Raw genomic sequence first — 12,464 nt, 5'->3', positions numbered from 1 at the left:
TGGCTGTGTCTATGTCCGGGCCACCCGTCTTGAGAGCAGTTTGACGCTTGCGATGAAGATCCAGGCGACGGCACTCTCGATGGTGGCCTCGAAGTCCTTGGCGAGGCGGCGATTGCGGTTAAGCCAAGAGATTGTACGCTCAACGCCCCACCGCCGAGGCAGCAGTTCAAATCCTTTGGCGGCGTCGGACCGCTTGATGATCTCCAGGGTCCATGTCCCGATCTGGGCCAAAGCGGTTTCCAGCTTGGGTCCAGCGTAGCCGCCGTCGGCGAAGACGTGGCGAAGCGTGCGAACGGAGGCGAGGAGCGCCGGGGCGCCATCACGGTCCTGGATGTCGGCGGCATGAACGATGGCGGCGACCAGCAAGCCATTGGTGTCGGTCAACACATGCCGTTTGCGTCCCTTGATGCACTTGCCAGCGTCGTAGCCCCGCGGGCCACCTGCTTCCGTCGTCTTGACCGATTGGCTGTCGATCACCCCCGCTGTCGGGCTGGCGTCCCGACCCATGGTTTCCCGAACCCTCACCAGCAAGGCGTGATTGATCGTTTCCCAGGTCCCATCGTTCCGCCAGCGGTAGAAATAGCGTTGGACCGTCGTCATCGGCGGGAAATCCTTCGGTAGTTGCCGCCATTGGCACCCGGAGGTCGCCAGAAAGAGGATGCCGTTCACGACCTCCCGCATATTGACCGTCCGCGGACGGCCCAAGCGTCGAGCCGCAGGGAGGAGAGGTTCGAGCACCGCCCACTCCGCGTCCGTCGTGTCGCTTGAATACCGCAATCCTTTCCGCCGATACTGCGAGCGGGTGATTTCAGTTCACATCGTCTTGTCATTCGTCATGATTCGCAACATCGATCGAATCACAAGGGGCTGAAATCACTCAACTCTTTTCGGGTCAGGCTCTGAGACGCCTGAAGAAGCCGCCGAAAACGGCGGATGATTACCTTGCCACGCTCCATGCGCAGTCGCTGCCCAAGACGGTGGCGGCTCTGAGGCCTTACGCCGCCGTGCTGCAAGGGCGCTGGTCAAGACCCAGCAAAGCCGTTCGATCCAAGCGAAACAGGGCCATCTCATCGCTGACCGGGGCTGCCCGTCAACGCACATGGGCCGTGGCCTCTCTCCCCTACCTGCGTAACCTGCCGGCAACGCCTCCACGTTGGCTAGAATCCCGGTGCACCGGGCTTGCTGATCATACCGTCCGGCCCCCACATGGCGGCGATGATGTCCAGCCTCGCCAGCCCGTCGGCCCCACCGACCTGGATCTCAGCAGCGAGACGCCTTGCTTCCTGCTCCAGCCGGCAGACGCGCCAAGCCATAGCGCCGGACACAATTCGGCCGCAACGGCGATGCCGTGCCTCACGTAAGCGAAAGAGGCCGCCCGGCGGGACGGCCCCTTCGAGGCTCGACAGTTGCACCGCCGAGCAAGCCCGGTCTGCCCTCAGATCATCTCGGCGAGTTCAAGCTGCTCGACGCGCTTGTTCACGTTCGCCCGGATGCGCTCCAGCACCACCAGCGGAATGTCGATCTTCGCGCAGGGCTGCTGCAGGCGCGGATCGTCGCCCGGATACAGCGCCTCATATTCTGCGGCATTGTCGTAGGCCTGACGGTTGTCGGCCTCGAGATAGGTCTCGATCGGCAGGCCTTCGGCGAACATGCCGTCGTGGCTGTCCAGTTCGATGTGGAAGTAGTCGATCTCCTCCATCGCCTCGACCTGGCGGATCGACGAGCCGTTGATCAGCAGGCGGGCCGAAACGCCGTACTCGCCGATCAGCAGGGCGTGGCCGGGGGAGATGTAGAGGTCGCGGGCGGGCAGGCCCTGGGCGATGGCATCGCGGGCGATCCGCACCGGCAGATGGACCTTGCGCAGCTGCTCGGTGTCGGTGGACGACCCCGCCAGCAGGCGTCGGCCGATCCAGCGGATGACGCGGAACTCGCCGGTCACCGACGACTGGATCATGTCGCCGATCTTCAGGCTCTCGACCGGCACGTCGCCGAACATGGAACGGACATAGGTGCCGCGGAGAATGCAGGTCGGGGTGGGAGAGGGAGCCATAGGCTGAGAAATCCTGTTTCGGTTTGAAGAGCCTTCCGCCGACCATGCAGGATTTGCGATGTCCTGCACGATCAATGGCGCACACCTGAAAAGCTACCCCGCCCAGCAATGCGTGGGGCGGCGAAGTTGTGCGGACTTACGACGGCTAGTGACCAATTGACGCAGAGGACCCGGACGATGGATGCGGCATCGATCAGCTTGGCCCCCTCTATAGGTCGGGTTTCCGCGACGGCTGCGGCATTTCGTCCCCCTCCTGCTCCTCCAGCGCCGCCCGAGCGATGGCGAGGATGTTGTCCAGCCGGATGACCAACTCATTCTCGCACAGGGCGGAACGTGCTGATGCGGCTTCATTTATGATGGCGCGCAAGGCGTCGCTGCGTGTCATGCCGACCTCCGATCCCATGGTGCCGGACGGTATGACGCCGTCCCGCCTGCCTCTCGAACAGGTCCCCGGCTCTCCGCCCTTCTCTTCGCCTGTGAAAAACTTCACAGCAGGCCTCCCGCCATTTCGCATACCCATTTATGCATCAGCAACGGAGGGCTCCCCCATGCACATGCGCAACATCAGGGTGAACGGCAAGCGGACCAGCATGAAGCTGATGCCGGTCGAATGGGAGTCGCTCGAAGAAATCTGCGTCCGCGAGAACATGACGATGAGCGAGCTGGTATCGAAGATCGAAGCCGAACGCCAGGACTGCGACAACCTCACCGGCTGCGTCCGCGTCTATGCGCTGTGCTACTTCCGCAACGCCGCCCGTCTGTCGGAGCCGATGCCGCGCCACCGCGCGACGGCTGCCGTGGCCTTCGCAGCGGAATGACGGCGCGACGGATGACGGGGTGAAGGGGCCGGTTCGTTCGGCATAGCGGTTAGCCGAAGCACCGGCTGCCGAAATTCCACCATCGGGCAGGCCCCGTGGCGCCGCCGCAGCCGGCACACCATGTTCGACGCAAGCCCCGGTCCCACGGCGGCTTTCCCTCACGTCGACCGAGGCAGTGTACCGATGCCGGATGCCCACCAGTTTCCCGTCTACAGCGTCGGTGAACGGCGGGCGGATGCGGTCGTTCATGCTGTCGGGGTCACTGCGGGCATCGCCGGCTTCATCTGGCTGCTGAATGCCGGCGTGTTCTCCGGCACCGTCCCGCTGCACACGGCATGGGCGCTGACCATCTACGGGCTGGGGTTGGTGGGAATGCTGACGGCGTCGGCCGCCTACAACCTCGCCCCACCCGGATTCGGCAAGGCGCTGCTGCGGCGGATCGACCATGCCATGATCTTCGTGATGATCGCCGGCACCTACACGCCCTTCACGCTGGGGCTGGGCCAGGGGATCGGACTGGGGGGAGCCGTCTGGGGCGGGGCCGCCTTCGGCGCCGCATTGAAGCTGCGCTTTCCGGGCCGCTTCCATCGCTTGGGGCTGGCGCTCTATCTCGGACTCGGCTGGGCGGTCGTCACCGCGCTCGAACCCCTGGGATCGGCGCTGTCGGCGTCGGCCCTGCGGCTGCTGATCGCCGGCGGCCTGCTCTACACCGTCGGCGTCGTCTTCCACCTGATGGACCGGATGCCCTACAACAACGCGGTCTGGCACCTGATGGTCCTTGCCGCCGCCGGCTGCCATTTCGCCGCCGTCGCCATGGCGTTTCTTTGAGTGACATTCCTCCCGGGCCGCCGCAGCGGCAGAGGACAAGCCCCGTCGGATTCCGTATCTTCCCCAGGTCACAGTCCCAGGGAGACATGATGGGCCGGGCAGAGATGAACCGGAAAGATATCGGAAAGCGATCCGGCAACCGATCGGTCGGCGGTGCGGTGCTCGCGGGGGTGGCGCTGGCCGTCTCGGTCATGGTCGCGGGCGGTGCCGCGCGGGCGGAACCCTCCTTCGACTGCAAGGCGGCTTCCACGCCGGTGGAAAAGGCGATCTGCGCCGATCCCAAGCTGGCCGATGCCGACCGCGAGATCGCCGACGCCTACAAGGCTCTGCAGGATCTGTCCGGCACCGCCGACCGCGACCGGCTGCGGACGGAGCAGCGGGCATGGCTGACCCAGCGCAACCAATGTGCGACGGCGCCCTCCCCCGGCGCCTGTCTCGGCCCGGTGCTGGACGCCCGGCGCACCGCGCTGTCCGAGTCGATGCCCAAGGCGGTCGCCGCGGTGTCGTCGGTCGTCGACGGCATCGCCAACGACCCGGCCGGCGCCGCCAAGCGGCTGGCCGAGATCCGCGGCGGGCTGGGCAAGGGGTGGAGCGCCTATCTGCTGCGCTTCGGCCCTTCCCCCGACCGCGCCAAGGCGGATGCGCTGCTGCGCGAGGCCATCGCCGGCATCGACGATTCCTATGCCCGCGAGATTGCGGCCGGCGGCGATCTCGCCACCGACGAAGGCTTCCTCACCGCCCTGCGCGTCGTCAGCGACGATGTGGAGATGGCATGGCCCTGTTCGGTGATGGAGCGGCGCGGCGCGGCGGCCTGGAAGGCGATGGAGCCGCTCTATGGCAGCACCCGCGACAATTTCGGTGCCCATCCCGCCTGTGCAGACGACAATGCCCTGCTCGCCTCGCCGGCCTGGAAGGCGGTGGACGACCTGTTCGCCCCGATGCTGGATGCGGCCTCCACTCTCACCGGCACCATCCGCTTCGCCACCTACCGCCAGATGGGCATCGACCGCATGAAGTCGGCCGTCGACCCGCGCCTGTTCGTCGCCGACGCGCCGGAACTGACCACGCTGGTCAAGGACACCGCCGGCTGGTCCAACCCGCGCTGGATTGCCCCCGGCTGGGGCGAGCGCCTGCGCAAGGCGGTCGATGCGGCGGTGACGGGCTGGACGCCGCAGATCGCCACCCGCTACGGCATGGGCACGGCGGAGGCCCGCCGGGTGGCGGAAGCGGTGGCCGCCCAGGGGTTGACCAGCAGCGTCGGCCTGATCGCCGACACTCTGGAGGTCCAGAAGGACACCCGCATCCCCGACTGGGCGCGCGGCAACTGGAGCTGGAGCGGCGGCGGAGCGGAGGGCACGCCCTTCGCCGGCGCCGCCGGGAAGGCGCGGATCGACGAGGCCACCATCTGCGTCGGCAGCGAGTGCGGCGACTACAGCCTCGCCGGCCAGGGGGAGGAAGCCTCCTTCGATGCCAAGCAGATCCCGAAGGATGTCAAGCTTGCTCCCAACGCCGCCAAGCAGGCGGCCAGCCTGGCCGCGGTCTCCGCGACCGGCGACGGCCTGACCGTCGTCCCGCTGGCCGGCGGCAATCTGCTGGTCGCCGGCACGGCCAAGCCGGTGGTGCTGAAACGCGAGGCGAAATAGGCCGCTAATACCAGAGTCGAAAAGTTTCGACTTTTCGGCTCTGGTACGGCCGCGACTGCGGCCGCGCGGGCACATGCCCGCAAAGCCAAGGCCCGCGGAAGCGGGCCGCCCGGCGTCTGAGGGGCCGGAAAGTGCCGACCAAAGGTCGGAACTTTCCGGCATTGGTATAAGACACCCTGCCGGCCTGAAGCGTCCGGCAGGGTGTCGCTCTCCGCAGCGGCCCCTGATCGGTGGACCCGCATGGCGAACGCGAAAGTCTTGCCTGCATCGTTCGGGTAAGCGACACTTTGCGGCGCGTGCTGCGGTTGCGGAACCGGGCGCGGCTTTCCGGGGGGAGGCATGGCACGGAACCTCAAGGCGCTCGGGTTATGGCGCACCGCGCTGGTCGCCAGCGTCCGCAAGGACGCGCCGGACCTGTCGGCGCGGCAGCTGGCGATCCTTCTCCAGGTCTATCTGACCGATCCGCCGCACACCGTGCGCGGCCTCGCATCGCTGCTGAACATCTCCAAGCCGGCAGTGACCCGTGCGCTCGACCGCCTCTCGGTGCTGGGCTTCGTCAAGCGCAAGCGCGATGCGGAGGACAAGCGCAACGTGCTGGTCCAGCGCACCGTCAAGGGCAGCGTCTATCTTTCCGACTTCGCCGAGCTGGTGATCGCCGCCGGTGCCGTCACGTCGGACGACATGGCCCGCATCCAGGCCGACGAGGCACTGGCCGCAGCCGCCAAGGCAAGACTGCAGGCGGAGTTGCAGGAGGTGCCGGCGCTGGAGGTTGCTGCGCTGGAAGCCTCCGCACCCTGAACGGCCCCGTTGCCCATCGGCGGGGGAGGACGACCTCCCCGACGCCGGCGTCGCTTACAGCAGCGCTTCCAGGACGCGATCGGGCGGGGCGTGGCCGTCGGCGAAGGTCTTGATGTTGATCACCACCTTCTCGCCCATGTCGATCCGGCCCTCGATGGTGGCGGAGCCCATGTGCGGCAGCAGGACGACGTTGTCCAGCCGCAGGAGCTTCGGGTTGACCGCCGGCTCATGCTCGAACACGTCCAGCCCGGCACCGGCGATCTCGCCCTTCGACAGCATGCGGGTCAGCGCCACCTCGTCGATCACTTCGCCGCGCGAGGTGTTGACGATGTAGCAGTGCGGGCGCAGCAGCTTCAGCCGGCGTTCCGACAGCAGATGATAGGTGGCCGGCGTGTGCGGGCAGTTGATCGACACGATGTCCATCCGGGCCAGCATCTGATCCAGGCTGGACCAGTAGGTCGCCTCCAACTCCTGCTCCAACTCCGGATGGACGCGGCGGCGGTTGTGGTAGTGGATCGACATGCCGAACGCGCGCGCGCGCTTGGCGAGCGCCGAACCGATGCGGCCCATGCCCAGGATTCCCAGCCGCTTGCCGCTGATGCGGTGGCCCAGCATGGTGGTCGGGCCCCAGCCGGTCCACTGGCCGGAGCGGACCAGCCGCTCGCCCTCCGCCACGCGGCGCGCGGTGGACAGCAGCAGGGCCATGGTCATGTCGGCGGTGTCCTCGGTCAGGACGCCGGGGGTGTTGGTGACGGTGATGCCGCGCTCTCGCGCCGCCTTCAGGTCGATGTGGTCGACGCCGGTGCCGAAGGAGGCGATCAGCCGCAGCTGCGGCCCGGCGGCTTCGATCAGCGCGCGGTCGATGCGGTCGGTGACGGTGGGCACCAGCACGTCGGCGACGGCCATCGCATCCTGGATCTGGGCGGAGGTGAGCGGCACGTCGTCCGGATTGAGCCGGGTGTCGAACAGCTCCATCATCCGCGTCTCGATGACGTCCGGCAGCTTGCGGGTGACGACAACGAGCGGCTTCTTCTTGTCGGTCATCGGTGCTGGTCCTCCCTTGCCCCGGCCCGCCTGCCCTCAAGGTTCTGCGCGGCTGCTCCGGTCCATGGTTGCCATACCAAGCGGTCGTGGGACTGTCCAGAAGTCCCTCGCGGAAGCCCGCCCTGCGGCAAGGCGATTGCAGCCTGCGATCGCACCCTCCAATCGGGGGTGGCGGCGCTTGCCCTATCGAACGGGTGGTCTCTATAGTGCGGCCCGGTTTTCCCCCTTCGCCAGCTCCGGTGCCGCCATGCCTGTCCGCCGCTCCGTCCTCGCCTCCCTGGCTCTGCTCATGGGGGTGGGGCTTGTCGCGGCCGGCGGCGGCACGGCGCTCGCCGCGGAAAGCAAGGACCCGACCCACGCCTCGGGCCTGCCGATCCCCCGCTTCGTCACCGTGCGCGTCGGCGAGGTGAACCTGCGTTCCGGTCCCAACGGCAGCTATCCCATCGAATGGGTCTTCCGGCGCAAGGACATGCCGGTGGAGATCATCCAGGAATTCGATACCTGGCGCCGCATCCGCGACTGGGAGGGGGCGGAAGGCTGGGTGCACCAGAGCGCCCTGTCGGGCCGGCGCGGCGTGCTGATCGTCGGCCAGACCCGCCCGATCCACGAGGCGCCGCGCGGTGACAGCGCCGTGGTGGCCCGGGCCGAACCCGGCGTCATCGGCTCGCTGAAGAAGTGTCGCGAAGATTGGTGCGAGGTCGATGTGAAAGGCTATCGCGGCTGGATGAAGCGCGCCGACTTCTGGGGCACCTATGCCGGCGAGAAGATTGAGTAACCATTTGCAGTCTTCGGTAGGAACCGCGTCGGCGAAGCGGTGCCGGCGCCGATGCCATCGTTGACAGAAACCGATTGCAGGATCACCAGTCTGGAGACGCACGGACCCGTGTTTCTTCCGATTTTGGCGAAACGATGCTGAAACTCGCGTTTCTGCTGATCGGCCCCCGCGCCTTCCGGTCGCGCTGGTATGTCATCGTCCTGCTCGGGCTGCTGTTGATGGGGCTGGGTCTGGCGCTGGCGGTTGGCCTGTCGAACGGACTGACCCAGGCCATCCATGCTGCCCTGGGTCTGGTCTTGACGGCGGCAGGTACCGTCACCCTGATGATGGCCCTGTCCGCCGCGCCGGGAGCGGACCGGCGTTTCGCCGTGGCGCGCGCGGTGCTGGCGATCTTCGCCGGCATGCTGCTGCTGGCTTCTCCGCTGCTGAGCGGCTGGACCCTGGCGCTGCCCCTCGCCGCGGTGCTGGTGCTCGACGGGATGAACCGCGCAGGTGCCGCGGTGGTGTTCCGGGTGCGGATTTGGCGGGTCCTGGTTCTTTGCGCGCTGGCGGAACTGGGCCTGGCGGCGATGATGCTGGCGGAATGGCCGCTGCCGTCCGACCGCAACACGCCGCTGTGCATCGGCTTGCTCATCGGCCTGTCGGGCTGGCTTCTGCTGCGGCTGGGGACGATGCTGCGCAGTCTGGAGGACGAGGCGGCGATCCTCAACCTGCCGATCTTTTCCGGGCGGGGCTGGTACGACAACGCGCCGGTGCTGGTGGGCGACGGCCAGGAGCCGGCGGGCCGGCGCGACCGGCCCCTGGTGGTGCGGGTGTGGACGCCGGTCGCCTCGGCCACGGCGCCGCTGGACAGGCGGCTGGTGATCGACCGCTACATCGCCGCCATCGACCGCAACGGCGTGGTGTCCACCGGGCATTCGGCCCTGGATCTGGCGCCCGACCTCTATATCAGCCACTACCCGGCGACCGAGGTCGACCGGTCCGCCGTCAGCTTCGTGACCGCGCTGCGCACCGGCGCCGAGAACGACGTGCCCGGCCGCTTCCTGCCATCCTACGAGGCGGAGGTCGCCGATTGGTGCCCGGCCGATGCCGGCGTGGAGCTGTGGACCTACGATCCGCGGCGCCTGCGGGCCTTCTGGGCCGGCTACCGGCAGGACAACACCTACAACCTCGCCAACCGGAACTGCTCGGTCGTCGTCGCCGCGGCGCTGGACGCCGCGCTGGAAGGGACGATGGCCAGCCGCTCCCCCTGGCTGCGTCTGCTGCGCCTGCTGATGGATCCCGACATCTGGGTGGCCTCGCTGATCCGCAGCCGCGCCGATGCGATGAGCTGGACCCCGGGCTTCGTGCTGGACTATGCGGCGGCGCTTGCCCGCGTCGTCGACCGCCCCGGCCGCTCCTGGAACCGGCGGCTCGCGGGCTTTCTCGGCCAGCTGCGCGGCCGGCCGCAGGCGGGCGAACCGGGCGATCAACTGGACACGCAGCCGTCATGACCGATACGCACCATACTGCGGGTACAAGCGCACCGCCGCCCCCGGCACGGGATGAAGGCGGCCTGCTGTCGCGCGCCGCCGTGATCGCCACGGCGATGATGTTCGGGCTGACCTACAGCCTCAGCGCTGCCCTGATTGCGCTGGACCTGTCGCGCCGGAACCTGGACGACTTGACCATCGGCGCCAACGCGGCGATGCACGCGCTGGGCGTCCTGGCGATGGCGGTGCTGCTGCCGCGGATCGTCGCCCGCCTGGGCATCCGCCGGTTGGTGGTGCTGGCGCTGCTGGGATCGGCCCTGCTGCTCGCCCTGTTTCCCGCCACCCCGGTCTGGATGTGGTTCCCCCTGCGCATCCTGCTGGGCGCCGCCTCGGAAACCCTGTTCGTGCTGTCGGAAACCTGGACCAACAGCCTGAGCGGCGAGGCCACCCGCGCCCGCGCCATGGCGGTCTATACCGCGGCGCTGTCCGCCGGCTTCGCTCTCGGGCCGCTGATGCTGTCGCTGCTGGGATCCGGCGGGGCGCTACCCTATCTGGCCGGCGCCGGCGTGGCCGCCGCCGCGGCGTTGCTGGTCGCTTCCCCCCGCATCCAGGCGCCGGAGTTCGAACGGCCGTCGCGCCAGGGGCCGCTGCATTTCATCCGGCTGGCGCCGGTCGCCATCGGCGCCATCATATTGAACGCCGCCATCGAAACCGCCGGCCTGTCCTTCCTGGCGATCTACGCCACCAAGCTCGGCTGGTCGGAGACGGGAGCGACCAGCCTGATGTCCTGCATGATGATCGGCGCCATCCTGCTTCAGCTCCCCATCGGCTGGCTGGGCGACAAGATGGACCGGCTGACGCTGGTGATCGGGCTGGCGGCCTGCGCCGCCCTGGGGGCGCTGGTCTGGCCCATCGCGCTGATGAGCGAGCTTGCGACCTACGCGCTTCTGTTCGTCTGGGGCGGGGCCTTCGTCGGCGTCTACACCATCATGCTGGCGATCGTCGGCAGCCGGTTCCAGGGGGCGGAGCTGGTCGGCATCTATGCCGCCATGGGGCTGATGTGGGGCGTCGGCGCGCTCGCCGGTCCGGTGCTGGCAGGGGCGGCGATGGAGCTGACCCGGCATGGGTTGGCCTTCTTCGCGGCTGCCGCCTGCCTGCTCTTCGCGGCGGCGGCGCTGCGGGAAAGGGCGGCGTCGGAGACCGGATCGGGCACGGGGGCTTGAAGGCGGGCGGGAAAGGCCGTACGGTCGCCGCCTTACCTTTCTCTACTGCAAGAGCAGTCCCATGAGCGGCGCGTCCGGCAAACAGATCAAGAAAGTGGTGCTCGCCTATTCGGGCGGCCTCGACACCTCGGTCATCCTGAAGTGGCTTCAGGAAACCTACGCCTGCGAGGTGGTGACCTTCACCGCCGACCTCGGCCAGGGCGAGGAGCTGGAGCCAGCCCGCAAGAAGGCCGAGCTTCTGGGCATCAAGCCGGAAAACATCTTCATCGACGATCTGCGCGAAGAATTCGTGCGCGATTTCGTCTTCCCGATGTTCCGCGCCAACACGCTCTACGAGGGAACCTACCTGCTCGGCACCTCGATCGCCCGGCCGCTGATCGCCAAGCGCCAGATCGAGATCGCCAACATGGTCGATGCCGATGCCGTCGCCCACGGCGCCACCGGCAAGGGCAACGACCAGGTCCGCTTCGAGCTGGGCTACTACGCCCTGCGCCCCGACATCACGGTCATCGCGCCGTGGCGCGAGTGGACCCTGAACAGCCGCACCACGCTGCTGGACTACGCCGAGAAGAACCAGATTCCGATCGCGAAGGACAAGCGCGGCGAGGCTCCCTACTCCACCGACGCCAACCTCCTGCACATCTCCTACGAGGGTAAGGCGCTGGAGGATCCGTGGGTCGAGCCGGACGAGGACATGTACACCCGCTCCGTCGCCCCGGAAAAGGCGCCGGACACCCCGACCTACATCGAGGTCGAGTTCAAGAACGGTGACGCGGTCGCCATCGACGGCAAGGCGCTGTCGCCGGCGGCCCTGCTGACCGAGTTGAACCGCCTGGGCGGCGAGAACGGCATCGGCCGCCTCGATCTGGTCGAGAACCGCTATGTCGGCATGAAGTCGCGCGGCGTCTACGAGACCCCGGGCGGCAGCATCCTGCTGGTGGCGCACCGCGCGATGGAGAGCATCACGCTCGACCGTGGCGCCGGCCACCTGAAGGACGAGCTGATGCCGCGCTACGCCGAGCTGATCTATTGCGGCTACTGGTGGAGCCCGGAGCGTCTGGCCATCCAGGCGCTGATCGACCAGACCCAGTCGCTCGTCAACGGCACCGTCCGTCTGAAGCTGTTCAAGGGCAACGTCACGGTCGTCGGCCGCCAGTCGCCCAATTCGCTGTACCGTATGGATTATGTGACCTTCGAGCAGGACAGCGTCTACAACCAGAAGGACGCGGAAGGCTTCATCAAGCTGAACGCACTCCGCCTGCGTCTGGGCGCGATGGCCAAGCAGAAGCTGGGCTGATCCACCGTCCAAAGCTGTGTACGGTCACGGTTCCGAACCCGCCGGCGATACCTCGCCGGCGGGTTTTCGTTTGCCGTAACCAACGATCAGCTCGACTTTGGCCAATTTGCGTTTTTGCGTCAGGCGTGTATCCAGAAGTGAGGCTCATTTGCGACGTGTTGGAGAGCCCGGTCGAGCGGCATTGTTGCGATGCCGAATGGCCCTGATGCTCCCCATCGTTTGCCGTTCCACCAGAGAACCTGGACCTTGTCGTCGTCGCCTGTGATCCTGAACCTCGCGACAGGGGCACCGGTGCGCTGGCTGAGGTGGGTGTAACCACGGGCGACCTTGCGCACGGTCACGCCGCCGCCTCGGGCACGATTGAAGCTCTCGATACGCTCCAGCATGGCGTCCACGGTCATCGTGATCCTCTGGTTCCAGTCGGGTTGACCCCAGGGTTCCAACCAGCGGAGCCCTGTCATGTCTCCCGTTCCAGACAGTCTTGAACGGTGGATGGCGCCTTTTGCGGCGCTGTTC

14 protein-coding genes are annotated in these 12,464 nt (G+C 67.5%); 9 read left to right on the top strand and 5 right to left on the bottom strand.

Going from position 1 to position 12,464, the window contains the following annotated elements:
- Positions 1-9: 9 nt before the first annotated feature.
- On the bottom strand, positions 10-807 hold the full coding sequence (locus tag JHL17_RS34015) for an IS5 family transposase (protein WP_200199179.1): 798 nt from the start codon (positions 805-807) through the stop codon (positions 10-12).
- Positions 808-851: 44 nt separating this feature from the next.
- Here JHL17_RS34015 and JHL17_RS38095 point away from each other — a divergent pair, with 44 nt between their 5' ends.
- Complete coding sequence (locus tag JHL17_RS38095) at positions 852-1,361, top strand: VapC50 family PIN domain-containing toxin (protein WP_486598862.1); 510 nt, start codon at positions 852-854, stop codon at positions 1,359-1,361.
- Positions 1,362-1,435: 74 nt separating this feature from the next.
- On the opposite strand, the gene JHL17_RS34010 is transcribed toward JHL17_RS38095, so the two are convergent.
- A complete protein-coding gene (locus tag JHL17_RS34010; protein ID WP_200199088.1) occupies positions 1,436-2,050 on the bottom strand; it encodes a Hint domain-containing protein in 615 nt (204 codons plus the stop codon).
- Between the two features lie 208 nt (positions 2,051-2,258).
- Entirely contained in the window at positions 2,259-2,435 is a 177-nt protein-coding gene (locus JHL17_RS34005) for a hypothetical protein (RefSeq protein ID WP_200199087.1), read from the bottom strand.
- 163 nt (positions 2,436-2,598) lie between these two features.
- On the opposite strand from JHL17_RS34005, the gene JHL17_RS34000 reads away from it, so the two are divergent.
- From JHL17_RS34000 to JHL17_RS33985, 4 genes are all read left to right on the top strand, one after another.
- Positions 2,599-2,868: a ribbon-helix-helix domain-containing protein gene (locus JHL17_RS34000; protein ID WP_200199086.1), complete on the top strand. Its 270-nt coding sequence runs from the start codon at positions 2,599-2,601 to the stop codon at positions 2,866-2,868.
- A 183-nt stretch (positions 2,869-3,051) separates the two neighbouring features.
- A complete protein-coding gene (gene trhA, locus JHL17_RS33995; RefSeq protein ID WP_247894021.1) occupies positions 3,052-3,696 on the top strand; it encodes a PAQR family membrane homeostasis protein TrhA in 645 nt (214 codons plus the stop codon).
- A 104-nt stretch (positions 3,697-3,800) separates the two neighbouring features.
- Positions 3,801-5,339, top strand: coding sequence for a lysozyme inhibitor LprI family protein (locus JHL17_RS33990; protein ID WP_211113679.1), 1,539 nt, complete (start codon positions 3,801-3,803; stop codon positions 5,337-5,339).
- 339 nt (positions 5,340-5,678) lie between these two features.
- Positions 5,679-6,137 (top strand): MarR family transcriptional regulator, encoded by a 459-nt coding sequence (locus tag JHL17_RS33985; RefSeq protein ID WP_200199084.1) that lies wholly within the window; start codon positions 5,679-5,681, stop codon positions 6,135-6,137.
- A 54-nt stretch (positions 6,138-6,191) separates the two neighbouring features.
- On the opposite strand, the gene JHL17_RS33980 is transcribed toward JHL17_RS33985, so the two are convergent.
- Positions 6,192-7,181, bottom strand: a complete 990-nt coding sequence (locus tag JHL17_RS33980) for a 2-hydroxyacid dehydrogenase (RefSeq protein WP_200199083.1) — start codon at positions 7,179-7,181, stop codon at positions 6,192-6,194.
- Positions 7,182-7,428: 247 nt separating this feature from the next.
- Between JHL17_RS33980 and JHL17_RS33975 the strand changes: the two genes are divergently transcribed.
- The 4 genes from JHL17_RS33975 to JHL17_RS33960 all read left to right on the top strand — a co-directional run bounded on the left by JHL17_RS33975 (position 7,429) and on the right by JHL17_RS33960 (position 11,948).
- On the top strand, positions 7,429-7,956 hold the full coding sequence (locus tag JHL17_RS33975) for an SH3 domain-containing protein (RefSeq protein WP_247894020.1): 528 nt from the start codon (positions 7,429-7,431) through the stop codon (positions 7,954-7,956).
- A 134-nt stretch (positions 7,957-8,090) separates the two neighbouring features.
- Positions 8,091-9,449, top strand: coding sequence for an HdeD family acid-resistance protein (locus JHL17_RS33970; RefSeq protein WP_200199082.1), 1,359 nt, complete (start codon positions 8,091-8,093; stop codon positions 9,447-9,449).
- Complete coding sequence (locus tag JHL17_RS33965) at positions 9,446-10,651, top strand: MFS transporter (RefSeq protein ID WP_200199081.1); 1,206 nt, start codon at positions 9,446-9,448, stop codon at positions 10,649-10,651. The genes JHL17_RS33970 and JHL17_RS33965 overlap by 4 nt, the downstream gene beginning before the upstream one ends.
- 61 nt (positions 10,652-10,712) lie before the next feature.
- Complete coding sequence (locus tag JHL17_RS33960) at positions 10,713-11,948, top strand: argininosuccinate synthase (protein WP_200199080.1); 1,236 nt, start codon at positions 10,713-10,715, stop codon at positions 11,946-11,948.
- 119 nt (positions 11,949-12,067) lie between these two features.
- On the opposite strand, the gene JHL17_RS33955 is transcribed toward JHL17_RS33960, so the two are convergent.
- On the bottom strand, positions 12,068-12,464 hold a 397-nt coding region (locus JHL17_RS33955), incomplete at its 5' end, for a hypothetical protein (RefSeq protein WP_211113678.1).

The organism is Azospirillum endophyticum (assembly GCF_016595245.1).
Lineage (GTDB): Bacteria > Pseudomonadota > Alphaproteobacteria > Azospirillales > Azospirillaceae > Azospirillum > Azospirillum endophyticum.
This window is presented reverse-complemented; position numbering and strand designations above follow the sequence as displayed.